This is a genomic window from Pseudomonas sp. LBUM1655 (genome assembly GCF_059716085.1).
Map to the genome: position 1 here is coordinate 427,193 of NZ_CP166801.1, position 22,212 is coordinate 449,404.

The following is a 22,212-nucleotide window of genomic DNA, read 5'->3' on the forward strand; positions in this document are numbered from 1 at the left end:
CAGTGCTCACACGTCTTTGCGGATCGGCTCTTCGACTTTCTGCGCCTGCACGTCGATGGTGTGCGGCGGGTTGGCCTGAGCGGTGGCTTGCGGCTGTACCGGTGGCACTGGCTGCGCAGGCGTCACGGTAGGATCGGCAGCTGGCTTCTCGTCGTCGTTCATGGCTTTGCGGAAGCCCTTGATCGACTCACCCACGTCGGTGCCGAGGTTTTTCAGTTTCTTGGTGCCGAACACCAGCACCACGACTACCAGAATGACGATCCAGTGTTTCCAGTCAAAAATGCCCATGTTGCTGTTCCTCTCTAATAGTTGTTCAGGCGGACGGGCGCGAGGCTTTCTCGACGTGTCCGGACAGGCCGAAGCGACGATCCAGTTCATCGAGTACAGCCTGTGGATGCTGCCCCAGTTGAGCGAGCATGACCATGCTGTGGAACCACAGGTCGGCGGTCTCGTAGATCACGTCGCTGCAGTCGCCGCTGATGGCGGCGTCCTTGGCGGCAATAATGGTTTCGACCGACTCTTCGCCGACTTTCTCCAGAATCTTGTTCAGACCCTTGTGATACAGGCTGGCGACATACGAGCTGTCGGCCGCTGCGCCTTTGCGCTCTTCGAGCACTTCGGCCAGGCGGGTCAGGGTGTCACTCATGTTTGTGTCCTGCGGAATAGATTGCGTGCGGGTCTTTCAGCACCGGGTCGACCGTTTTCCAGTCGCCGTTTTCGAAGACGCGGTAAAAGCAGCTTTGACGGCCGGTATGGCAAGCGATGTCGCCGATCTGTTCAACCATCAGGATGATCACGTCGGCGTCACAGTCCAGACGCATCTCATGCAAGGTCTGTACGTGGCCGGACTCTTCGCCCTTGCGCCATAGCTTGCCACGGGAACGTGACCAGTAGATTGCACGGTTTTCCGCGGCGGTCAGTTCGAGCGCTTCGCGGTTCATCCAGGCCATCATCAGTACACGTCCGGTCTTGTGATCCTGGGCAATCGCGGGCACCAGGCCGTCAGCGTCCCACTTGATCTCGTCCAGCCAGTTTTTCATCTTCGACTCCGACAGCGAACCCACACTTCAAATAGTCGGGTTCAGGCGTTGAAACAGTGTGCCAGCCGATCACGGAACTGGCTATCGGCGAACGACCAGATACAAGCCCACGGCTACCATGATCCCGGCGGGCCAATGCCCCAATTCGTTCAGCGGGCCACCGGCGGCGAGGATCGCACCGCCGGCCAGATGGGCGCTGCCGAGCAGGCGCAGGAACCAGTCGTCCTTGCGTTTGTGCCACGGCGGCGGTGGGTCTTTGGCGTGTGGCTGGGACATGCGTTCAAGCAGATCGCGGGCCATGTTGGCCAGATGCGGAATCTGTTCGAACTGGCTCTGCACGTTGCCGAGCAAGGCTTTCGGGCTGACACGTTCGCGCATCCAGCGTTCAAGGAACGGCTGTGCGGTGTTCCACAGATCCAGATCCGGATAGAGCTGACGACCGAGGCCTTCGATGTTCAGCAAGGTCTTTTGCAGCAGTACGAGTTGCGGCTGCACTTCCATGTTGAAGCGGCGTGCAGTCTGGAACAGGCGCATCAGCACCTGGCCAAATGAAATATCTTTTAACGGTTTTTCGAAGATCGGTTCGCACACGGTACGGATCGCCGCTTCGAACTCGTTGAGTTTGGTTTCCGCCGGCACCCAGCCCGAATCGATGTGCAATTGCGCAACGCGGCGGTAGTCACGTTTGAAGAAGGCGAACAGGTTGCGCGCCAGATAATCCTGATCTTCCGGGGTCAGGCTGCCGACGATCCCGCAGTCGATCGCGATGTACTGCGGGCTCCACGGGTTGACGGTGCTGACGAAGATGTTGCCCGGGTGCATGTCGGCGTGGAAGAAACTGTCGCGGAACACCTGGGTGAAGAAGATCTCCACACCACGTTCGGCAAGCATTTTCATGTCGGTGCGCTGATCGGCAAGGGTCGCCAGATCGGTAACCTGGATGCCGTAGATGCGCTCCATCACCAGCACTTTCGGCCGGCACCAGTCCCAATAGACTTGCGGCACGTAAAGCAACGGCGAGCCCTCGAAATTGCGCTTCAACTGGCTGGCGTTGGCCGCCTCGCGCAGCAGGTCGAGCTCGTCGTAGATGGTTTTCTCGTAGTCCTGCACCACGTCCACCGGGTGCAGCAGGCGGGCGTCAGCCGAGACCTTTTCGGCGGCGCGGGCGAGGATGAACAGCCACGCCAGATCCTGAGCGATGATTGGCTTCAGACCCGGGCGGATCACCTTCACCACCACTTCTTCGCCGGTTTTCAACTGCGCGGCGTGCACCTGCGCCACCGAGGCCGAGGCCAGCGGTTGAACATCGAATCGGCTGAACACTTCGCTGATTTTCTTGCCCAGCTGCTCTTCGATCAGCTTGATCGATAGCTGCGAATCGAACGGAGGTACGCGATCCTGCAACAGCATCAGCTCATCGGCGATGTCTTCCGGCAGCAAGTCGCGGCGGGTCGAGAGAATCTGCCCGAACTTGATGAAGATCGGCCCCAGATCCTGTAATGCCAGGCGCAGGCGCGCGCCACGGCTCAGGTCCAGCGGCTTGCGAGGGAACCAGCGCCATGGCAGCACATAGCGCAGCGCCAGCAGGAACCAGGGCAGCGGTAGATCGAACAGCAGGTCATCGAGACGGTAGCGGATCACGACGCGCTGGATGCGCAACAGACGGCGGACGGCAAGCAGCTTCATGCGTTATCGCTTGGGTCGAGGGATCGGGAAAGGCGCTCGAAACGCGCCTCGAGACGTTCCAGATCAAGTTTGATCCGGTCCAGTTCGCTGAACCGCGCTTCGGCTTCGCGCTGCCCGACGAGGGTGCGCGATTCTTCGGCGAGGTATTCGGCAAGATTCTGGTTGAGGCTGGCAAATCCTTGTTGATACCAGCGTGCGCGGCTGCGCAAATGACCGCCAACCAGTTGCGTGGCCACAGGTCCCAGCCAGCGCGAGAGTTCGTACTCCCAGTCCAGCTCCAGATCCTGCAGCACACCGGCCAGCTCCAGCAGCACGCCGCTGTCGCCGTCGAGTTCGACTTCCGGGGCGTGCAGCACCGCTGTCTTGTCCTTGCTCAGGGCCAGTTTCAACAGACTCGAAGCCGGGGCGCGCAGGGTGCAGTCGACACCGGTTTCCCAGTGGGACGCGAGCATCAAACCTTCATCGCTCGGCAGAATGAACAGTTGCAGCGCCGGGCTACGGCAGTCGATGGCAATCACCTTGCCGGTCAGATGCGCCAGCCGCGGCAGCGCCGTGCTGTCGAGACGCAGCACCCGGTTGAGGCCGAGTTCGACGCTGGCGAGCAGCCCGGTGAGCAGCATCAGGGCTTGATGCCGCGGTGCAGGGCGACGATGCCTGCGGTCATGTTGTGATAGGTCACGCGGTCGAAACCGGCGTCGACCATCATCGACTTCAGGGTTTCCTGATTCGGGTGCATGCGGATCGATTCGGCCAGGTAGCGATAGCTTTCCGAGTCATTGGTGATCAGTTTGCCCATCAGCGGCATGAAGGCGAACGAGTAGGCGTCGTAGGCTTTGGACATCAGCGCGTTGGTTGGCTTGGAGAATTCCAGCACCAGCAAGCGACCGCCGGGCTTGAGCACGCGCAGCATCGAGCGCAGGGCGTCTTCCTTGTGCGTCACGTTGCGCAGGCCGAAAGCGATGGTCACGCAGTCGAAATGGTTGTCCGGAAACGGCAGTTTTTCAGCGTCCGCCTGAACGAATTCGACGTTGCCGGCCACACCCAGATCCAGCAGGCGGTCGCGGCCGACCTTGAGCATGGATTCGTTGATGTCGGCCAACACCACCTGACCGGTAGGGCCTACCAGATGGGAGAATTTTTTGGTCAGGTCACCAGTGCCGCCGGCAATGTCCAGAACGCGATTGCCGCTGCGCACGCCCGACAGTTCGATCGCGAAACGCTTCCACAAGCGGTGCATGCCGCCCGACAGAAGGTCGTTCATCAGGTCGTACTTTGCGGCTACGGAGTGGAACACCTCAGCGACTTTTTCCGCTTTCTGGCTTTCCGGAACGTCTTTGAAGCCGAAGTGAGTGGTGGGTTCGGCATCGCTGCCTTTGCGCTGATCAGTCATATCGCTGTCACCAAAAGAGAATGCGCGACATTCTAATCCCCAAGCCATGCTTTGTCTTGGAATGGCTAAAGGTAAGATGGACAACCTTCGGGACGATTTGCCGCAGACGCGGTCAAGATTTACCGATGAACATTCATAAGTCAGGAGTCATTCGATGGCCCGTATTAGTGTTGAACGTGCCCATAGCCTGGGCAAGGAAGCTGCCCGCGAGAAGGCCGACAAGCTGGCGCAGAAACTGTCCGAGCAATACGGCCTGGAGCCGCAGTGGTCGGGCGACACCTTGAACCTCAAGCGTTCGGGCGTTAAAGGCGCGGTGCATGTGGCTGACGATTCGATCAAGGTCGACGTGGAACTGGGCCTGATGATGTCGGCCATGAGCGGCATGATCAAAGCCGAGATCGAGAAGGCGTTGGACAAAGCGCTGGTTTGATTTCTGCCTGAAACGAATCCCGTGTGGGAGCGAGCCTGCTCGCGAATGCGGTGTGTCAGTCACAGAAAATCCGACTGATAAAACGCTTTCGCGAGCAGGCTCGCTCCCACATTCGTTTCGTGTGAAGCCAGAGGTTTATGTCAGTTGTTAGGGTGCCGTTTCTAATTTTTCTACCTACTTTGTGCCAGAGCCCGACACTTTCGCGGGCAGTTCCTCAAACCTTCTGCGCGTGAGGTGCACCATGGCCAAAGTTATTTTGAAGAAAAAAATCGACGCTTCGACAACCGCTCTGAGCGACGTCAAATCTTATGCCCGCAAGATCTGGCTGGCAGGCCTGGGTGCCTACGCCAAGGTCGGCCAAGAGGGTAGTGACTACTTTCAAGAGTTGATCAAGGCTGGTCAAACTGTTGAAAAGAAAGGCAAAAAAGTCGTCACCGAAAAACTCGAAGCGGCCAACGCCGAGATCGATGAAGCCCGTGACGAAGTCAGTTCTTTCAAAGGCCGTGTCGAAGTTCAACTCGACAAGGTCGAGAAGGCGTTCGACAGCCGCGTAGCAAGCGCCTTGAATCGTATCGGCATTCCGTCTAAACATGACGTTGAGACACTCTCTGCTAAGCTCGATGAGCTGACGGCATTGCTCGAACGCGTCGCGCGTAAATCTTAAGGAGAACGGGATGGCTGGTAAAAAGAACACCGATAAAGAAGGCAGCTCGTGGATTGGGAAAGTCGAAGACTACTCCCGCAAAATCTGGCTGGCTGGTTTAGGCGTGTACTCGAAGATCGACACTGACGGCAGCAAGCTCTTCGATACATTGGTCAAAGACGGCGAGAAAGCCGAGAAGCTCACCAAGTCGGCAGTCGGCAAAAAAGTCGATGCCGCCAAGGATTCCGCTTCCTCGGCCAAGTCGCGCATCAGCGGCGTGAAAGATCGCGCGCTGGGCAAGTGGGATGAGCTGGAAGGGGCTTTCGACAAGCGTCTGAACAGCGCGATTTCGCGCTTGGGCGTACCGAGCCGCAATGAAGTCAAAGCGCTGCACAGCAAGGTGGAAACCTTGACCAAGCAGATCGAAAAACTGACTGGCGAGAAGGCCCGTCCTGTCGCGAAAACCGCTACGGCCAAGCCAGCAGCTAAAACTGCGGCGGCAAAACCGGCAGCCAAAACAGCCGCCAAGCCACTGGCCAAAGCGGCTGCCAAACCGGTGGCGAAGGCTAAAGCAGCAGTTAAATCCGTAGCAAAGACTGCTGCCGCCAAACCTGCTGCGAAAGCAGCGGCCAAGCCGGTTGCAGCCGCCAAGGCAGCCGCGAAGCCCGCCGCTAAAACCGCGGCGAAGCCAGCAGCCAAGCCAGCAGCGAAAACCGCTGCCGCCAAACCTGCTGCCAAGCCAGCGGCCAAACCGGCTGCGGCGAAGAAACCGGCAGTGAAAAAACCGGCCGCACCGAAAGCCGCAGCGCCGAAACCGGCAGCTCCCGCGGCCAAGCCTGCTACCCCGGCAGCTCCGGTGAGCGCGTCAAACTCCGCCGCGGCACCGACTCCGGTGGCCACTCCGACTGCTGCATCGACCCCGTCGACGCCAACCAGTCAGTCCTGATTTTTCAGGGCAAAACAAAACGCCCGGCCTGTGAAGGTCGGGCGTTTTTGTTTGTGCTTTTTAAAAGCTTACCCTCACCCCAGCCCTCTCCCCGAGGGAGAGGGGGCCGATTCGGGGATGCTTCAGCCTTACACCGACCTGAAAGTGTCGTATTGAATTCATAATCGACTGGATTTTTCAGGTCGCCGTATCGCGTAAGACAATAAGGTCAGTCCCCTCTCCCTCTGGGAGAGGGTTAGGGTGAGGGGCTCTTGATTTCATTCGTGATCTTCGAGGTATTGCAGGGCCATCCGTTCGGTCGCCACCTTCACCGGCGGCAACAAATGCGGCGCCACCAGCATCATGATCTGATAAACCACCAATCTGACCTCGCCCTCCCGATCAAGAATGCGCTGATAGTCCAGCGAAAACAGCAGCGTCATGGTGATCTGCTCCACCAGTTGCCCCAGTGCCTGGGTATCGCTGACCAACTGCCCCGACGCTTTCAAACGCGCCAGCAACGACGCCAGCGTGCGCTTCAATGCATTGAGCAGATGACGAATCCCCTTCGCCAGTTTCGGCAGGCGTCCGGCCAGGTTCGACAAGTCCTGAAACAGGAACCGGTACTGCGCGAGGCGCTCGACGATCAGGTGCAAAAACAGCCAGTAATCCTCCGGCGCCAATTCCACATCCGGCGGTGGATCGAGCAGCGGCGCGAGTTCATTCTGGAAGCGTTCGAACAACCCGAGTATCAGCGGCTCCTTGCCGTGGAAGTGGTAGTAGAGGTTGCCGGGGCTGATCCCCATTTCGTTGGCAACCTCCATGGTGGAGACGTTCGGTTCGCCCTTTTCATTGAACAGTTGCAGAGCACATTCGAGAATCCGGTCGCGGGTTTTCATCCAGTCTTCTTAGAAAAGTTCGGTTAAGCGTCAGCGCACACGCACGTAAGTACCGGGTGCTGCCTCCATCGGTGGATAGTTCGGGTTGCCGAGGGTCATCTGGGTTTCGTGCTGGGCGCCCGAGCGCTGCTGAATCCATTCCAGCCACTGCGGCCACCAACTGCCGTCGACGTGTTTGCCGTCGTAGTACCAGGCGCGCGGGTCGCTGCTCATCTTGCCGTTCTCGACGTAAGCGGCTTTCGGGTTGCTTGGCGGGTTGAGGATGCTTTGCACGTGGCCGCTGTTGGACAGCACGAAGCGCTTGTCACCACCCAGCAGCAGGGTCGAGCGATACACCGCGTCCCACGGCGTGATGTGGTCGTTCATGCCAGCGACGCTGAAACTGTCGACGGTGACTTTCTGCAGATCGATCGGCGTGCCGCAGACTTCGAGGCCGCCCGGATGGGTCAGCGGGTTATGTTTGAAGAAGTCCAGCAAGTCGCCATGAAACGCGGCGGGCAGCCGGGTGTTGTCATTGTTCCAGTAAAGAATGTCGAAGGCCGGCGGCTCTTTGCCCAACAGGTAGTTGTTGACGAAGTAGCTCCAGATCAAGTCGTTGGGGCGCATCCAGGCGAAGATCCTGGCCATGTCGCGACCATCCAGCACGCCTTTCTGATAGGAACGACGCTTGGCGGCTTCCAGGGTCTGTTCATCGGCGAACAGTGTGGCCGGGGTGTCGATCTCGCTGTCGAGCAGGCTGACCAGATAGGTTGCACTGGATATGCGCCGCAGCTGCCGCTTGGCCTGCAAATGCCCTTGCAGGGCGGCGATGGTCAGGCCGCCGGCGCAGGCGCCCATCAGGTTGATCTCACGGGCGCCGGTAATCGCCCTGCACACGTTCATCGCTTCTTCCACCGCTTCGACGTAGGTCGACAGGCCCCATTCGCGATGGCGCACATCAGGGTTGCGCCAACTGATCATGAACGTCTGCAAGCCGTTCTTCAGGGCGTACTGGACGAAGCTGTTTTGCGGGCTGAGGTCGAAAATGTAGTACTTGTTGATTTGCGGTGGCACCACCAGCAGCGGCTTGGCGTATTGCTTTTCGCTCATCGGTCGGTACTGGATCAGTTCCAGCATTTCGTTGCGAAACACCACCGAGCCGGTGGTGGTAGCGACGGTCTTGCCGACCTCGAAAGCCTGCCGGGTGACTTGCCGTGGCAGACCGTCGTTGTGCAGCAAATCATCGAACAAATGACTAAGACCGCGCACCAGACTGTTGCCACCGGAGTTGAACAACTCCTTGATCGCCAGCGGGTTGAGCAGGGTGTTGGACGGCGCCACGGCGTCGTTAAGCAGCGTGAAGGCAAACTGCGCCCGGGCGCGGTCATCCGGGCTCATGTCGCTGTCGTCGATCCAGCTTTTGACCTGTTTCTGCCAGGCCAGATAGGCCTGCAGGCTGCGCCGGTAAAACGGATTCAGGCTCCACGCCGGGTCGGCAAAACGAGTGTCCTGTGGATTGGTCGGGTGCAGGGTTTCGCCAAGCAGCACTCGGCCGAGCTGGCCGCCAAGTTTCAAGGCGTGCTTGGCACTGTGGATCGGATTGCGCAGGCCATGGGCTGCGACGCTGCGCAGGGTCGAGAGCAGGTCCCGACCACGCAAGCCGGTGATCGCACTTTGTGCGTTGATGAACACGGCGGGGCTGGGTACCACGCCCGTCGCTGGTTTTTCGCGCATGACTCAACACTCCTTCGTCTTCAGGCCAAAAACAAACTCACCGAACCAGAACACCATAGACGCTGTTGTGGCTTGTTGCCTGCGCTGCGTCCTGCCGCGCATGTTGTTCAAAGCCCTGCATAAAGCCTGCCGCGGTGGTTAACCGCCCAGCGGTGACGGGTGCGGGTGCATCACCGCCCGCTGCCGCTCCTCTTCGAGGAATTTCATGATGATCGGCGCCACCGCTTCGGCGCGGGTAATCAGGAACAGATGACCGTCGTCGATGATGTGCAACTGAGCATTGGGAATCCGCCAGGCGAGCATGCGCATGTTGATCAACGGGATCAGCGGATCGTCATCGCCGGCCAGCACCAGCGTCGGTTGATTGATCTTGTGCAGCCAGTGAATGCTGGTCCAGCCAAGGCCGGCGAACAGTTGCCAGTAGTAACCGAGCTTGCCCGCCGAACGCACTTTCGCTGCATGGCTGGCGGCCAGGGTCGGGTCGCGGCGGAACGAACCGCCGTAGATCAACGGCGCGATGCGGATCACGTGGGACGGCTGAATGTAGCGCCGGGGGCTGGCCATCATCCACAGGACTTTCGGCTTGCCCGGCACCATCACTGCACCGGCTGCGGTCGCGGCCAGCACCAGTTTCTTGCAGCGCTCGGGGTAGTCGTAGGCGAATTGCTGCGCGAGTGCGCCGCCCCACGACACTCCAATCACATTGACCTGGCCGTAGTCGAGGTAATCGAGCATCCGCGCAGTCAGCTTGGCGAGGCCGGGAAAGCGATACGGCCGGTTCGGCGTGGAGGAACCACCGACACCGGGCACGTCGAAGGCGATCACTTCCAGATCCGGGTCCAGCGCTGCGACAAACGGAAACACCAGCTCCAGGTTGGCGCCGATGCCGTTGAAAATCAGCAAGGGCGTCAAGTGAGGCTTGCCGGGGCGTACCGCCGTGCGGAGGGTCTGGCCATCCAGGTCGACGGTGCGAAAGATGAACGGTTGCGGCATGCTTCAGGCCCTGTGAATTTAAATTCACCGCGCCTCATGTAGGCGCTGCCTTCGGCAGCTCCTACATTGAGAGCGAGATGTGTCAGTTACCGCTCATGTACATAAGTGCCCGGCGATGCTTCACCTGGCGCATACGCCTTGTTGCCCAGTTTGGTCGGGGCTTTTTTCAAGTTGCCCGAACGCTCGGCCTGCCACGCCTGCCAGTACAGCCACCAGGAATCGGTGTGCTTGGTCGAGTTCTCTTGCCAGTCATTGGCATTGGCAGCCATTTCTTCGCCAGTCATGTAACGCGATTTCGGGTTGCCCGGCGGGTTCAGAATGCTCTGGATATGTCCGCTGCTCGACAACACGAATTCCACCTTGCCACCGAACAACTGCGCCGACTTGTAGCAGGACTTCCACGGGGTGATGTGGTCGTTGGTCCCGGCCAGCGAGAAGATGTCCGCCGTGACCTGCTTGAGGTCGATCGGTGTGCCGCACACTTCCAGTGCATTGGGGCGGATCAGTGGGTTGTTTTTGAACATCTCGATCAGGTCGCCGTGGAATGCGGCCGGCAACCTTGTGGTGTCGTTGTTCCAGAACAGGATGTCGAACACCGGCGGCTCGTTGCCGAGCAGGTAGTTGTTGACCCAGTAGTTCCAGATCAGGTCATTGGGGCGCATCCACGCGAAGACCTTGGCCATGTCTTTGCCTTCGAGCACACCAGCCTGATACGAGTGGCGCTTGGCGGTCTCAAGGGTCTGTTCATCGACGAACAGCGCGACGTCGCTATCGAGCGTGGTGTCGAGCACGCTGACCAGCAACGTGAGGGCATTGACCTTCTTCTGGCCAAGCGCTGCGTAATGGCCGAGCAGGGCGGTGCAGGTGATGCCGCCGGAGCAGGCGCCGAGCATGTTGATGTCTTTACTGCCGGTGATCGCGGTGACCACATCGACCGCCTCTTTGAGCGCATCGATGTACGTCGACAGGCCCCACTCGCGCTGCGCCTTTGTCGGATTGCGCCAGCTGACGATGAACGTCTGTACGTTATTGCGCAGGCAGAAACGCGCCAGACTCTTGTCCGGGCTCAAGTCGAATACGTAGAACTTGTTGATCTGTGGCGGCACCACCAGCAGAGGGCGCTCGTGGACTTGCTCGGTGATCGGCTTGTATTGGATCAGCTCCAGCACATCGTTGCGAAACACCACCGCGCCTTCGGTCACGCCCAGGCTCTTGCCGACCTCGAACGCGCCCATGTTGACCTGGCTCGGCATGCCGCCGTTGTGCACCAGATCCTTGGCCAGATGCGAGAGCCCGTCGAGCAGGCTCTTGCCGCCGGTCTCGAAGAAGCGTTTGACCGCCGCCGGGTTGGCCGCCGTGTTGGTCGGGGCCATGGCTTCGGTCATCAGGTTGATCACGAAGTGGCCGCGGGCGATGTCTTTGGGTGAAAGGCTGCTGTCGTCGATCCAGGAATGGAGTTCCTTGCGCCACGCCAGGTAAGTTTGCAGATAACGTTTGTAGAGCGGGTTCTGACTCCACGCGGGATCGGCGAAGCGACGGTCATCGCCGGCCGGTTGCAGTTCGGATTTGCCTAACAGCACGTTCTTCAGTTCAAGGCCGAAATGGGTGACGTGTTTGACACTATGAATAGGTTGTCTGATGGCCTGTTTCAGCACCATACGAGCAGAGGCCAGCAGATCCTTTCCGCGCAGCCCAACGACGGGATTAAGCCCCAGGGTGTTTTCCGAGGCTTGGTACTTCAGGTCATCGTTATTCTTGTTACTCATCTACGACGCTCCATTGTCCTGAGACGAGTACCCGGTTTTCTGCTGTGCAGTTCCACAGCCAATGCCAGGTACTACTGCTCGGGTGACCGTTAATTCTGCATAGCTGCTTTACAGTCGTAGAGCACTGCAGGGAACTTGCCAGCTCCATTGGTTACCCGAGTTTAATTTTTTTCGCAAGCAGGCCGATCCTCGACCACGCAGCAGAGCATTCAAACAGATGAATTTAGAAAATGCCCTCTAAAGAGCAAGACGCTCGGACTAGAGCATCAGCTTGACGATCGACTGGTCCGGGTCGCGAGTTTTGCCGGCGGCTTTGAGCTCGGCCAAATAATCGGCCCAGAGTGCGTCATGACGTCGCCCCAGTTCGTAGAGATAGTCCCAGGTGAACAGGCCGCTGTCGTGGCCGTCGTCGAAGGTCAGTTTCAGTGCGTAGTGACCGGCCGGTTCCAGTTTGGTCAAGCCGACGTTGAGCTTGCCGAATTGCAGGATCGGCTTGCCGTGGCCCTGGACCTCGGCGGAGGGGGAATGCACGCGCAGGAATTCGGCGGGCAGGGTGAATTCCTCGCCGGACGCGTAAGTGAGCGTCAGGGTTTTCGAGGCTTTGTGCAGTTTGATGTCGGTGGGGATTGTGTTGGTCATGGGGCCAGTCATCCGTCTGAAAAGAGGCCCTGTGTCAGCGGACCCTTGTGGCGAGGGGATTTATCCCCGATCGGCTGCGAAGCAGTCGTAAACCCGTTGAATGCGGTGTGTCTGAGACACCGTATTCAACGGGATAAGGGCCGCTTCGCGCCCCATCGGGGATAAATCCCCTCACCACAGAAGCCCGCTCACACAGAAGGTGACCTACAGGATATAACGGGACAGGTCTTCGTTCTGCGCCAATTCGCCGAGGTGGCTGTTGACGTACTCGGCGTCGATCAGGATTGCCTTGTCGTCATGAGCACTGGCCAGATCGCCGGCACTGAACGACACCTCTTCGAGCAGACGCTCAAGCAGCGTGTGCAGGCGACGGGCACCGATGTTCTCGGTCTTCTCGTTGACCTGCCAGGCGATCTCCGCCAGGCGCTTGATACCTTCGGGCTGGAACTGGATATTCAGGCCTTCGGTTTTCAGCAGCGCGCAGTACTGCTCCGTGAGCGAGGCGTGCGGTTCGCTGAGGATGCGTTCGAAGTCTTCCGGGCTCAGAGCCTTGAGTTCGACGCGGATCGGCAGACGGCCTTGCAGCTCCGGCACCAGATCGCTCGGCTTGCTCAGGTGGAACGCGCCGGAAGCGATGAACAGGATGTGGTCGGTTTTGACCATACCCAGTTTGGTGTTGACGGTGCAGCCTTCGATCAGCGGCAGCAGGTCGCGCTGGACGCCTTCACGGGACACATCAGCGCCGCCGACGTTGCCACGCTTGGCCACCTTGTCGATTTCGTCGATGAACACGATACCGTGCTGCTCGACGGCTTCCAGGGCCTTGGCCTTCAACTCTTCTTCGTTGACCAGACGCCCGGCTTCTTCGTCGCGCACCATCTTCAGCGCTTCTTTGACCTTGAGCTTGCGAGCTTTCTTCTTGCCCTTGCCCATGTTGGCAAACAGGCTCTGCAGCTGGTTGGTCATCTCTTCCATGCCCGGCGGCGTGGCGATCTCGATGCCGGCCACTTCGGCAACTTCGATTTCGATTTCCTTGTCATCCAGCTGACCTTCGCGCAGGCGCTTGCGGAACAGCTGGCGAGTGTTGGAATCCGAGCTTGGCGCTTCTTCGTTGCTGAAGCCCATGCGTGCCGGCGGCAGCAGCGCGTCGAGGATGCGGTCTTCGGCAGCGTCTTCGGCGCGGTGGCGAACCTTGGTCATTTCCTGCTCGCGCAGCATCTTGATCGCGGCATCGGCCAGATCACGGATGATCGATTCGACATCACGGCCGACGTAGCCGACTTCGGTGAACTTGGTCGCTTCGACCTTGATGAACGGTGCGTTGGCCAGTTTCGCCAAGCGACGGGCGATCTCGGTTTTACCGACACCGGTCGGGCCGATCATCAGGATGTTTTTCGGGGTCACTTCAACGCGCAGCTCTTCAGGCAGCTGCATCCGGCGCCAGCGGTTGCGCAGGGCAATCGCGACGGCGCGCTTGGCATCGTCCTGGCCGATGATATGGCGGTTGAGTTCGTGGACGATTTCGCGGGGAGTCATGGACATAGTAGTTGACGGTCCTCAAGCAGAAACAAGCCGTGGCACAGGGCCGCGTCAGGCTTATTCAGCGAGATCCTGCTCCTCAATGGTCTGGGTGTGGTTGGTGAATACACAGATGTCGCCGGCGATACCGAGCGCGGTTTCGACGATTTCGCGGGCCGACAGGTCGGTCTTCTTCAGCAGTGCGCTGGCCGCTGCCTGTGCGTAGCCGCCGCCAGAACCCATGGCGATCAGGCCATCTTCAGGTTCGACCACGTCACCGTTGCCGGTAATGATCAAAGAGGCGTCTTTGTTGGCGACTGCGAGCATGGCTTCGAGGCGGCTCAACGAGCGGTCGGTGCGCCATTCTTTGGCGAGTTCGACGGCAGCGCGCACCAGATGGCCCTGATGTTTCTCAAGCTGGCCTTCGAAACGTTCGAACAGGGTGAAGGCGTCGGCGGTGGCACCGGCAAAACCGGCGATGACCTGACCGTGGTACAGGCGACGGACTTTTTTCGCGTTGCCTTTCATCACGGTGTTGCCAAGAGAAACCTGGCCGTCGCCGCCCATGACGACTTTGCCGTGGCGGCGGACTGAAACGATGGTGGTCAAGGGAAGAGTCTCCACACTGCGGGGCGAAAATGCCTTATGCCCATTCATATGGGGGTGGTGGAGAGGATTTCAACCGGCAGGGGCAATGGGAGACGAATGGTGTGTGATGACTGTGGCGAGGGGATTTATCCCCGATGGGGCGCGAAGCGGCCCTGAATCCAGCAATTGCAGTAGGACTGACACACCGCGAAGGCTGGATTTACGACTGCTGCGCAGCCGGTCGGTGATGAATCCCCTCACCACAGGGATTGTGGGCAGCCTCGGAATGAGGCGCCCACGGTGCGAGAATCAGCGGCTCTGGCGTTGTTGTAACAACAGGTTGCTGAAACCGCTGCCGGCCAGTTGTTTCTGCGCCGTGGTCAGTTGTTCGCGGTTGCTGAACGGGCCGACCAGTACGCGGTACCAGGTTTCGTCCTTCACTGTGCCCGACTCAACCGAAACGGCCTGGCCAAGCAGAATGATCTGCGCGCGGACCTTATCTGCATCCGCCTCTTTGCGGAAAGAGCCGGCCTGGAGGAAGAACTTGGTCACGGGTGCCGCTTTGCTGACAGGAGGCGCTGGCGGCGGGGTAATCCCGGCCAATGCCGCCTGAGCGCGGGCGGTGTCGATCTTCGCCGCTTCCGCCGGGGTCACCGGCGTGGTCGGGATGTTCGGCACTTGCGGCGTCGGCAGGGTTTTCTCCGGCACGGCGTCCGGCGGCACGATCACTTCCGATTCCGGCAGCAGGGTGTAGAAGTCGTACTTCGGCTTCACCGGTTGCGTCGGGCTCGGCGGGGTCTTGTTGGCCTCGGCGATCTTCGACGCTTTCTGCTGTTGTTCGACCTTCTCACGCTTGACCGTGTCACTGCCCTTGCCCGGTTCCAGCTTCATCAGGAACACGATGAAAGCACCGACCGTCAGGCCGATGGCCATCCACAGCCAACCCGGGATCGGTTGCTTCGCAGGAGCTTGGTAACGGCTGGCGCCACGCTTGGGTGCAGGTTTTTTCTTGGCAGCCAACTTACATACGCTCCAGAGTTTCCAGACCCAACAGCTCCAGGCCTTGCTTGAGGGTGCGGCCGGTCAGCGCGGCCAGGCGCAGACGGCTCTGCATCTGTGCCGGGGTCTCGGCGGCGAGGATCGGGCAGTTCTCATAGAAGCTGGAGAACAGACCGGCAACGTCGTACAGGTAGGTGCAAAGGATGTGCGGGGTGCCTTTGTCGGACACGTTGTTGAGCACTTCGCCGAACTGCGCCAGTTTCGCCGCCAGCTCTTGTTCGTGCGCCGCTTCGAGGACAATTTGGCCGTCGACTTCGCTGAAGTCCTTGCCCAGTTTACGGAACACGCCGGCCACGCGGGTGTAGGCGTACAGCAGGTATGGCGCGGTGTTGCCTTCGAAGTTCAGCATCAGGTCGAAGTTGAAGCTGTAGTCGCTGGCGCGGTGTTTCGACAGGTCGGCGTACTTCACCGCACCGATGCCGACGACCTTGGCGATGTTGCGCAGTTCGTCTTCGGCAAGCGTCGGGTTCTTCTCTTTCACCAGGTTGTAGGCGCGTTCCTGCGCTTCGGTCAGCAGATCGATCAGCTTCACGGTGCCGCCGTCACGGGTCTTGAACGGACGGCCATCGGCGCCGTTCATGGTGCCGAAGCCCATGTGCTCCATCTCCATCGGATGGGTCACGAAACCGGCCTTGCGCGCCACGGCGAACACTTGCTGGAAGTGCAGGGCCTGACGCTGGTCGACGAAGTACAGCGCGCGATCGGCTTTCAGTTTGCCACTGCGGTAGCGCACGGCCGCCAGGTCGGTGGTGGCGTACAGGTAACCGCCGTCAGCCTTGACGATGATCACCGGCAGCGGGTCGCCATCGGCGTTCTTGAACTCGTCGAGGAACACGCACTGAGCGCCGTTGCTCTCGACCAGCATGCCAGCGGCCTTGAGGTCGTTGACCACGTTGATCAGGTCGTCGTTGTAGGCACTTTCGCCCATCACATCGGCCATGGTCAGTTTGACGTTGAGCAGTTCGTAGATCTTCTGGCAGTGCGACAGCGAGATGTCCTTGAACTTGGTCCACAGCGCCAGGCACTCGGCATCGCCGGCCTGCAACTTGACCACCAGACCACGGGCGCGGTCGGCGAACTCTGCGGACTCGTCGAAACGCTGCTTGGCGGCACGGTAGAAGTTTTCCAGATCGGACAGCTCGTCGCTGGTGATCGGGTTTTCTTGCAGGTAAGCCATCAGCATGCCGAACTGGGTGCCCCAGTCGCCCACGTGGTTCTGGCGGATCACTTCGTCGCCGAGGAATTCGAGAACGCGCGCCACGCCGTCGCCAATGATGGTCGAACGCAGGTGGCCAACGTGCATCTCTTTGGCCAGGTTCGGTGCCGACAGGTCGACCACGGTGCGCTGCGCCGGGCCTGCCTTGCGCACGCCAACATGGGCGTCGGCCAGGGCGGCGTCGAGGCGGTTGGCCAGGGCCTGGGTGTTCTGGAAGAAGTTGATGAAGCCCGGGCCGGCGATTTCGGCCTTGGTGACGTTCTCGTCGGCCGGCAGCGCGGCGATGATTTTTTCCGCCAGATCGCGTGGCTTCATGCCCGCAGGCTTGGCCAGCATCATCGCGATGTTGCTGGCGAAGTCGCCGTGAGTCTTGTCACGGGCGTTCTCCACCTGGATCGCCGGCGACAGGCCTTCAGGCAACACACCTTCGTTGACGAGTTGGGTGAGGGCTTGTTGGATCAGCTGGCGAATGGTGTCTTTCATGGTCTTCTCTTTCGACCGCAAGCGCGGCGGCGCATCGATGCGCGGGTGGAAAAACTGGGCATTATCCGTTGCGAAGACGGGCTTGCCAACCTTAGCAGGCAGCTTATGGATATGTGGTGACATTAAGAGCGAAAGATCGCAGCCTGCGGCAACTCCTACAGATAAATGCGAATCCCTCTGTAGGAGCTGCCGCAGGCTGCGATCTTTTGATTTTCAGTACAAATCGACGGGATCGACATCCAGCGACCAGCGTACCGCCCGCCCGCTTGGCATTTGCTCCAGCACAAGCAACCAACTGGCCAGCAGCCGATGCAATGGCGCTCGCGCTGTCGCTTGCAACAGTAGCTGCGCGCGATAACGCCCGGCACGACGTTCCATAGGCGCCGGCACCGGTCCGAGCAATTCCATCCCGCTCAGATTCTGCTCGGTCAGCAAGCGCTCAGCCTCGCTGCACGCTTCATCGAGAAAGCCTTCAGCCTGCCCCGGTTTGTGCGCTTCGGCACGCAACAACGCCAAATGTGCAAAGGGCGGTAGCCCGGCAGCGCGGCGCTCGCTCAAGGCCTGTTCGGCAAAGGCGAAGTAACCCTGTTCGGTCAGTTGCACCAATAAAGGATGGTCGGCGAGGTGGGTCTGGATGATCACTTTGCCCGGCTCCTCCGCGCGCCCGGCACGCCCGGCAACCTGTACGATCAACTGCGCCATGCGCTCACTGGCGCGGAAGTCGCCGGAGAACAGCCCGCCGTCGGCATCAAGGATCGACACCAGCGTCACTCGCGGAAAGTGGTGCCCCTTGGCCAACATCTGGGTGCCGACCAGAATGCACGGCTGGCCCTTCTGAATCGTAGCGAACAGCTGATTCATCGCGTCCTTGCGCGAAGTGCTGTCGCGGTCGACCCGCAGCACCGGGTAATCGGGGAACAGAATCGCCAGCCGTTCTTCAGCACGCTCGGTGCCGGCGCCGACGGGCCGCAAGTCGACCTTGTTGCACTTCGGGCACTGGCGCGGTGTGCGTTCGACGTACCCGCAGTGATGGCAGCGCAGTTCACCGTGGCGCTGGTGCACAGTCATCCGCGCATCGCAGCGTGAGCACTCGGACATCCAGCCGCAATCGTGACAAAGCAGCGTCGGGGCAAAGCCGCGGCGATTGAGGAACACCAAAACCTGCTGCCCGTTCGCCAGCGTCTGGCCGATGGCTTGCTGCATCGGCCCGGAGATGCCGCTGTCCAGTGGACGGCTTTTCACGTCCAGGCGCAGGAAGCGCGGTTGTTTCGCGCCGCCAGCGCGTTCGTTCAGACGCAGCAGGCCATACCGCCCGGTGTAGGCGTTGTGCAGGCTTTCCAGTGAAGGCGTGGCGGAGCCGAGGACGATCGGGATGTTTTCCTGTCGCGCGCGCACCAGTGCCAGATCACGGGCGTGGTAACGCAAACCTTCCTGCTGTTTATAAGAGCCGTCGTGCTCTTCGTCGATGATGATCAGCCCGGGATTTTTCATCGGGGTGAACAGTGCCGAACGGGTGCCGATAATAATGTCGGCCTCGCCATCGCGGGCAGCGAGCCAGGCTTCGAGGCGTTCGCGATCGTTGACTGCCGAGTGGATCAGGGCGATCCGCGCGTTGAAACGTTGTTCGAACCGTGCCAGCGTCTGGGGGCCGAGGTTGATCTCCGGAATCAGCACTAGCGCCTGTTTGCCGGCCTCGAGGGTTTCGCGGATCAACTGCAAATAGACTTCGGTCTTGCCGCTGCCGGTGACGCCGGCCAGCAGGAACGCGTGATAACAGTCGAAGCCGGCGCGAATGGCTTCATAGGCGGCGCGCTGCTCGGCGTTGAGCGGCAGTTCCGGCTGCGCGAGCCAATGTTCATGGCGTGCGCCGGGTGCGTGTCGACGGATTTCCACCTGCACCAGATTCTTCGCCAGCAGCAGGTCGAGGCTGTCCTTGCTCAACATCAGTTTGCTCAGCAACTGATGGGCGACGCCGTGCGGGTGTTGGGCGAGCGTTGTCAGCGCCTCACGCTGGCGCGGTGCCCGGGCGATGCGCGGATCATCCACACTGGCGCCGGGAACGATTGACCAGAAGCGTTCCTGGCGGGCCTCGGCCAGTTCGCCCTGACGCAACAGCACCGGCAGCGCCCAACTCAAGGTATCGCCGAGGCTGTGCTGATAATATTGCGACGTCCACAGGCACAGCTTGAACAGCGCCGGGGGCAGCGGTGGCGTGGCATCGAGCAAGGCCAACGCCGGTTTGAGTTTTTCCACCGGTACTTCGCTGGTATCGGTCACTTCGACCAGAATCCCGATCATCTCCCGCCGGCCAAACGGCACCCGCAGGCGCATGCCCGGCTGCAACTGGGCGCGCAGCACGCCCGCCGGGGCTCGATAGTCGAACAGGCGGCGCAAGGGCGAAGGCAGGGCGAGGCGCAGAATGGCGTCGGGCACGCGGGGGGATCTCGATGTCGGGCGGTGAACAAGGCCGGGAGCCTAGCAGACGGTCGGTCTAAGGGACAGCTTGCGCGATTGACATTGTCTGGTAGAATCCGCGGCCTAATTACGTGCGGTATTCAACAATAGTGTTGGATGGCGGCACGCTAGCTGAGGAAGACACCATGAAAGCTGATATCCACCCGAACTACCCAGAAATCGCTGTTACCTGCAGCTGCGGTAACAAATTCGAAACTCGTTCGACCTTCGGCAAAGCCCTGTCGATCGACGTTTGCAACGAATGCCACCCGTTCTACACCGGTAAGCAAAAGACTCTGGACACTGGCGGCCGCGTTCAGCGCTTCGCCGACCGTTTCGGTGCTTTCGGCAAGAAACCTGCTGCTGCAGAGTAAGGTTGAAGAGCCCGGTGGGCTGTTCCTCACTGCTGAAAAAGGCGTCCCTCGCGGGCGCCTTTTTTGTGTCCGCGATTTGGCTGTCCGCCGCGCAAGCCTTCTGTCCGGCGCCTTCGGGACTTGCCACCGTCGCGGTGCAGCGCGTGGTCGATGGCGACACCTTGCGCCTGAGCGACGGCCGCAGTGTTCGCATGATCGGCCTCAACACGCCTGAACTGGGCAAGCAGGGCCGCAGTGACGAACCTTTCGCCGTGGCGGCGCGCAAACGCCTGGAATCATTGGTGGCTGACAGCGGCGGACGCGTCGGTTTGCTCCCCGGCAAGCAAGCGAAAGATCATTACGGACGTACGCTCGCCCACCTCTATAGCGTCAGCGGCGCCAATCTCGAAGCTCAGATGCTCGCCGATGGCCTCGGCTTTCAAGTCGCCGTGGCGCCGAATGTCGATCTGGTCGCCTGTCAGCAAGCCGCCGAGCGTAACGCACGACAGGCTGGGCGAGGTCTCTGGCGGCAATCACCTGTACTGAAAGCGGAGCAGATCCAGCGCTCGGGTTTTGCTGTGGTCAGCGGTCGTGTGAGCAAGGTGCAACGCAATCGCGGCGGAATCTGGATCGAGTTGCAAGACTCGCTTGTATTGCGTGTTGCACCCAATCTGGTCGGACAATTCGACAATGCTCGCTTGCAAGCGCTGAAGGGCAAGCAGATCGAGGCGCGCGGCTGGGTGGTCGATCGCTCGCGACGCGGTGGACTGCAATCGGGTCAAGCGCGTTGGCTGTTGCCGCTGACTGATCCTTCGATGCTGCAAACTTCCCGCTGAAGAAAAATTGTAGACATTTTTTCTGTCGATTGTGAACAGTCAAGCCCTTGTGCGCCGTGGCTCTTGGCCCAAAGTCGTAGGGCAGGGCGCTTGACAGTGGTGACCGCTCAGTCTTGTGGGGACTTTGCGAGGCGCGTATCCTCGCTGACCAGTCTGTCCAACAGTAAAAAGCGGAATGCCAAAATGTCTGATCTGAAAACTGCCGCTCTCGAATATCATGCCCATCCTCGTCCAGGGAAGCTGAGTGTCGAGCTCACCAAGGCCACTGCTACCGCCCGCGACCTGTCGCTGGCCTACAGCCCCGGCGTAGCTGAACCAGTGCGTGAGATCGCTCGCGATCCTGAACTGGCCTACAAATACACCGGCAAGGGCAACCTGGTTGCAGTCATTTCCGATGGCACCGCGATTCTGGGGCTGGGTAACCTCGGCCCACTGGCTTCCAAGCCAGTCATGGAAGGTAAAGGCGTACTGTTCAAGCGCTTCGCCGGCATCGATGTTTTCGACATCGAAGTCGACTCCGAAAGCCCGCAAGCCTTCATCGACACCGTAAAGCGCATCTCCATCACCTTCGGTGGCATCAACCTGGAAGACATCAAGGCACCTGAGTGCTTTGAGATCGAACGCGCTCTGATCGAGCAGTGCGACATTCCGGTGTTCCACGATGACCAGCACGGCACCGCTATCGTGACCGCTGCCGGCATGATCAACGCCCTGGAAATCGCTGGCAAAACCCTGCCGGAAGCCAAGATCGTCTGCCTGGGCGCCGGCGCTGCCGCCATCTCCTGCATGAAGTTGCTGGTGAGCATGGGCGCACGCATTGAAAACATCTTCATGGTTGACCGTACCGGTGTGATCCACTCCGGCCGTGACGACCTGAACCAGTACAAAGCCGTGTTCGCTCACGCCACCGACAAGCGCAGCCTGGCTGACGCTCTGAAAGGCGCTGACGTGTTCGTCGGTCTGTCCGGCCCGAACCTGCTGAGCGCTGAAGGCCTGCTGTCGATGGCGCCGAACCCGATCGTGTTCGCCTGCTCGAACCCGGATCCGGAAATCTCCCCGGAACTGGCGCACGCCACCCGTAGCGACGTGATCATGGCCACCGGCCGTTCGGACTACCCGAATCAGGTCAACAACGTACTGGGCTTCCCGTTCATCTTCCGTGGTGCCCTGGACGTTCGCGCCAAGCGCATCAACGAAGAAATGAAAGTGGCTGCAGCCAACGCTCTGCGTGAACTGGCCAAACTGCCGGTGCCACAGGATGTGTGCGACGCCTACGGCGGTGCCCCGCTGGAATTCGGCCGTGAGTACATCATTCCGAAGCCAATGGACAAGCGCCTGATCACCCTGATCTCCGACGCTGTGGCCAAAGCCGCGATCGAGACTGGTGTGGCCACCCTGCCGTATCCGAAGAACTACCCGCTGAAAAGCGTGGATGACGTGTTCAACGGCTAAGTCGTTGTAGTGCTTCAACCGAAAGCCCCAGCTCGTTATGAGTCGGGGCTTTTTTATGTCCGAGGGTTTTGCGGTGTGGTTCAGTGCCTCTTCGCGAGCAGGCTCGCTCCCACCTTGAAACACATTCCC

The 22,212-nt window shown here is 60.1% G+C and carries 22 protein-coding genes; 6 read left to right on the plus strand and 16 right to left on the minus strand.

Translation table 11 applies throughout. The annotated features are described in order from the left end of the window. Positions 1 to 6 precede the first annotated feature (6 nt). The 6 genes from ACA074_RS01920 to ubiE form a co-directional block, all read right to left on the minus strand. Positions 7 to 288 (minus strand): twin-arginine translocase TatA/TatE family subunit, encoded by a 282-nt coding sequence (locus ACA074_RS01920; RefSeq protein ID WP_003220847.1) that lies wholly within the window; start codon positions 286 to 288, stop codon positions 7 to 9. 25 nt (positions 289 to 313) lie between these two features. Then, complete coding sequence (locus tag ACA074_RS01925) at positions 314 to 646, minus strand: phosphoribosyl-ATP diphosphatase (RefSeq protein WP_007909355.1); 333 nt, start codon at positions 644 to 646, stop codon at positions 314 to 316. Next, on the minus strand, positions 639 to 1,040 hold the full coding sequence (gene hisI, locus ACA074_RS01930) for a phosphoribosyl-AMP cyclohydrolase (protein ID WP_007909357.1): 402 nt from the start codon (positions 1,038 to 1,040) through the stop codon (positions 639 to 641). Before hisI ends, ACA074_RS01925 begins: the two co-directional genes overlap by 8 nt. Positions 1,041 to 1,121: 81 nt before the next feature. After that, positions 1,122 to 2,726, minus strand: a complete 1,605-nt coding sequence (ubiB, locus tag ACA074_RS01935; protein WP_497616108.1) for a ubiquinone biosynthesis regulatory protein kinase UbiB — start codon at positions 2,724 to 2,726, stop codon at positions 1,122 to 1,124. Beyond that, complete coding sequence (locus ACA074_RS01940) at positions 2,723 to 3,346, minus strand: ubiquinone biosynthesis accessory factor UbiJ (protein WP_187679583.1); 624 nt, start codon at positions 3,344 to 3,346, stop codon at positions 2,723 to 2,725. The genes ubiB and ACA074_RS01940 overlap by 4 nt, the downstream gene beginning before the upstream one ends. Continuing rightward, positions 3,346 to 4,116 carry a bifunctional demethylmenaquinone methyltransferase/2-methoxy-6-polyprenyl-1,4-benzoquinol methylase UbiE gene (ubiE, locus tag ACA074_RS01945; RefSeq protein ID WP_187679584.1) on the minus strand — a complete coding sequence of 257 codons (771 nt, stop codon included), beginning with the start codon at positions 4,114 to 4,116 and terminating at the stop codon, positions 3,346 to 3,348. The genes ACA074_RS01940 and ubiE overlap by 1 nt, the downstream gene beginning before the upstream one ends. A 154-nt stretch (positions 4,117 to 4,270) precedes the next feature. On the opposite strand from ubiE, the gene ACA074_RS01950 reads away from it, so the two are divergent. The 3 genes from ACA074_RS01950 to ACA074_RS01960 all read left to right on the plus strand — a co-directional run bounded on the left by ACA074_RS01950 (position 4,271) and on the right by ACA074_RS01960 (position 6,135). Beyond that, positions 4,271 to 4,546: a polyhydroxyalkanoic acid system family protein gene (locus tag ACA074_RS01950; protein ID WP_187679585.1), complete on the plus strand. Its 276-nt coding sequence runs from the start codon at positions 4,271 to 4,273 to the stop codon at positions 4,544 to 4,546. 241 nt (positions 4,547 to 4,787) lie between these two features. Continuing rightward, a complete protein-coding gene (locus tag ACA074_RS01955; protein WP_187679586.1) occupies positions 4,788 to 5,210 on the plus strand; it encodes a phasin family protein in 423 nt (140 codons plus the stop codon). Between the two features lie 10 nt (positions 5,211 to 5,220). Beyond that, positions 5,221 to 6,135, plus strand: a complete 915-nt coding sequence (locus tag ACA074_RS01960) for a phasin family protein (RefSeq protein WP_401271755.1) — start codon at positions 5,221 to 5,223, stop codon at positions 6,133 to 6,135. 257 nt (positions 6,136 to 6,392) lie between these two features. On the opposite strand, the gene ACA074_RS01965 is transcribed toward ACA074_RS01960, so the two are convergent. The 10 genes from ACA074_RS01965 to ACA074_RS02010 all read right to left on the minus strand — a co-directional run bounded on the left by ACA074_RS01965 (position 6,393) and on the right by ACA074_RS02010 (position 19,421). Then, positions 6,393 to 7,013: a TetR/AcrR family transcriptional regulator gene (locus ACA074_RS01965; protein ID WP_187679588.1), complete on the minus strand. Its 621-nt coding sequence runs from the start codon at positions 7,011 to 7,013 to the stop codon at positions 6,393 to 6,395. Positions 7,014 to 7,043: 30 nt separating this feature from the next. Continuing rightward, positions 7,044 to 8,726, minus strand: a complete 1,683-nt coding sequence (phaC, locus tag ACA074_RS01970; RefSeq protein ID WP_187679589.1) for a class II poly(R)-hydroxyalkanoic acid synthase — start codon at positions 8,724 to 8,726, stop codon at positions 7,044 to 7,046. Positions 8,727 to 8,864: 138 nt separating this feature from the next. Beyond that, positions 8,865 to 9,719 carry a poly(3-hydroxyalkanoate) depolymerase gene (phaZ, locus tag ACA074_RS01975; protein WP_187679590.1) on the minus strand — a complete coding sequence of 285 codons (855 nt, stop codon included), beginning with the start codon at positions 9,717 to 9,719 and terminating at the stop codon, positions 8,865 to 8,867. Positions 9,720 to 9,805: 86 nt separating this feature from the next. Then, entirely contained in the window at positions 9,806 to 11,485 is a 1,680-nt protein-coding gene (gene phaC, locus ACA074_RS01980) for a class II poly(R)-hydroxyalkanoic acid synthase (RefSeq protein WP_187679591.1), read from the minus strand. A 258-nt stretch (positions 11,486 to 11,743) separates the two neighbouring features. After that, the gene (locus ACA074_RS01985; protein ID WP_401271763.1) at positions 11,744 to 12,124 is read right to left on the minus strand and encodes a gamma-butyrobetaine hydroxylase family protein; all 381 of its coding nucleotides are present in this window, start codon (positions 12,122 to 12,124) and stop codon (positions 11,744 to 11,746) included. A 204-nt stretch (positions 12,125 to 12,328) separates the two neighbouring features. Beyond that, entirely contained in the window at positions 12,329 to 13,666 is a 1,338-nt protein-coding gene (hslU, locus tag ACA074_RS01990; RefSeq protein WP_187679593.1) for an ATP-dependent protease ATPase subunit HslU, read from the minus strand. A gap of 54 nt (positions 13,667 to 13,720) precedes the next feature. After that, the gene (gene hslV, locus ACA074_RS01995; RefSeq protein ID WP_016984593.1) at positions 13,721 to 14,251 is read right to left on the minus strand and encodes an ATP-dependent protease subunit HslV; all 531 of its coding nucleotides are present in this window, start codon (positions 14,249 to 14,251) and stop codon (positions 13,721 to 13,723) included. A 288-nt stretch (positions 14,252 to 14,539) separates the two neighbouring features. After that, positions 14,540 to 15,250, minus strand: coding sequence for an SPOR domain-containing protein (locus tag ACA074_RS02000; RefSeq protein ID WP_187679594.1), 711 nt, complete (start codon positions 15,248 to 15,250; stop codon positions 14,540 to 14,542). 1 nt (position 15,251) lies between these two features. Beyond that, a complete protein-coding gene (gene argS, locus ACA074_RS02005) occupies positions 15,252 to 16,988 on the minus strand; it encodes an arginine--tRNA ligase (RefSeq protein WP_497678343.1) in 1,737 nt (578 codons plus the stop codon). A gap of 213 nt (positions 16,989 to 17,201) precedes the next feature. Next, positions 17,202 to 19,421: a primosomal protein N' gene (locus tag ACA074_RS02010; RefSeq protein WP_497678344.1), complete on the minus strand. Its 2,220-nt coding sequence runs from the start codon at positions 19,419 to 19,421 to the stop codon at positions 17,202 to 17,204. Positions 19,422 to 19,588: 167 nt separating this feature from the next. Here ACA074_RS02010 and rpmE point away from each other — a divergent pair, with 167 nt between their 5' ends. The 3 genes from rpmE to ACA074_RS02025 all read left to right on the plus strand — a co-directional run bounded on the left by rpmE (position 19,589) and on the right by ACA074_RS02025 (position 22,083). Beyond that, on the plus strand, positions 19,589 to 19,816 hold the full coding sequence (gene rpmE, locus ACA074_RS02015) for a 50S ribosomal protein L31 (protein ID WP_123530569.1): 228 nt from the start codon (positions 19,589 to 19,591) through the stop codon (positions 19,814 to 19,816). 14 nt (positions 19,817 to 19,830) lie between these two features. Continuing rightward, entirely contained in the window at positions 19,831 to 20,631 is an 801-nt protein-coding gene (locus tag ACA074_RS02020; protein WP_401271771.1) for a thermonuclease family protein, read from the plus strand. 183 nt (positions 20,632 to 20,814) lie between these two features. Further along, complete coding sequence (locus tag ACA074_RS02025) at positions 20,815 to 22,083, plus strand: malic enzyme-like NAD(P)-binding protein (RefSeq protein ID WP_489880429.1); 1,269 nt, start codon at positions 20,815 to 20,817, stop codon at positions 22,081 to 22,083. Positions 22,084 to 22,212 lie beyond the last annotated feature (129 nt).

What these genes read in the sequence shown, in the direction of transcription:
- ACA074_RS01920 (WP_003220847.1), bottom strand. Translation starts at nt 288, where the DNA reads ATGGGCATTTTTGACTGGAAACACTGGATCGTCATTCTGGTAGTCGTG.
- ACA074_RS01925 (WP_007909355.1), bottom strand. Translation starts at nt 646, where the DNA reads ATGAGTGACACCCTGACCCGCCTGGCCGAAGTGCTCGAAGAGCGCAAA.
- hisI (WP_007909357.1), bottom strand. Translation starts at nt 1,040, where the DNA reads ATGAAAAACTGGCTGGACGAGATCAAGTGGGACGCTGACGGCCTGGTG.
- ubiB (WP_497616108.1), bottom strand. Translation starts at nt 2,726, where the DNA reads ATGAAGCTGCTTGCCGTCCGCCGTCTGTTGCGCATCCAGCGCGTCGTG.
- ACA074_RS01940 (WP_187679583.1), bottom strand. Translation starts at nt 3,346, where the DNA reads ATGCTGCTCACCGGGCTGCTCGCCAGCGTCGAACTCGGCCTCAACCGG.
- ubiE (WP_187679584.1), bottom strand. Translation starts at nt 4,116, where the DNA reads ATGACTGATCAGCGCAAAGGCAGCGATGCCGAACCCACCACTCACTTC.
- ACA074_RS01950 (WP_187679585.1), top strand. Translation starts at nt 4,271, where the DNA reads ATGGCCCGTATTAGTGTTGAACGTGCCCATAGCCTGGGCAAGGAAGCT.
- ACA074_RS01955 (WP_187679586.1), top strand. Translation starts at nt 4,788, where the DNA reads ATGGCCAAAGTTATTTTGAAGAAAAAAATCGACGCTTCGACAACCGCT.
- ACA074_RS01960 (WP_401271755.1), top strand. Translation starts at nt 5,221, where the DNA reads ATGGCTGGTAAAAAGAACACCGATAAAGAAGGCAGCTCGTGGATTGGG.
- ACA074_RS01965 (WP_187679588.1), bottom strand. Translation starts at nt 7,013, where the DNA reads ATGAAAACCCGCGACCGGATTCTCGAATGTGCTCTGCAACTGTTCAAT.
- phaC (WP_187679589.1), bottom strand. Translation starts at nt 8,726, where the DNA reads ATGCGCGAAAAACCAGCGACGGGCGTGGTACCCAGCCCCGCCGTGTTC.
- phaZ (WP_187679590.1), bottom strand. Translation starts at nt 9,719, where the DNA reads ATGCCGCAACCGTTCATCTTTCGCACCGTCGACCTGGATGGCCAGACC.
- phaC (WP_187679591.1), bottom strand. Translation starts at nt 11,485, where the DNA reads ATGAGTAACAAGAATAACGATGACCTGAAGTACCAAGCCTCGGAAAAC.
- ACA074_RS01985 (WP_401271763.1), bottom strand. Translation starts at nt 12,124, where the DNA reads ATGACCAACACAATCCCCACCGACATCAAACTGCACAAAGCCTCGAAA.
- hslU (WP_187679593.1), bottom strand. Translation starts at nt 13,666, where the DNA reads ATGTCCATGACTCCCCGCGAAATCGTCCACGAACTCAACCGCCATATC.
- argS (WP_497678343.1), bottom strand. Translation starts at nt 16,988, where the DNA reads ATGAAAGACACCATTCGCCAGCTGATCCAACAAGCCCTCACCCAACTC.
- rpmE (WP_123530569.1), top strand. Translation starts at nt 19,589, where the DNA reads ATGAAAGCTGATATCCACCCGAACTACCCAGAAATCGCTGTTACCTGC.
- ACA074_RS02025 (WP_489880429.1), top strand. Translation starts at nt 20,815, where the DNA reads ATGTCTGATCTGAAAACTGCCGCTCTCGAATATCATGCCCATCCTCGT.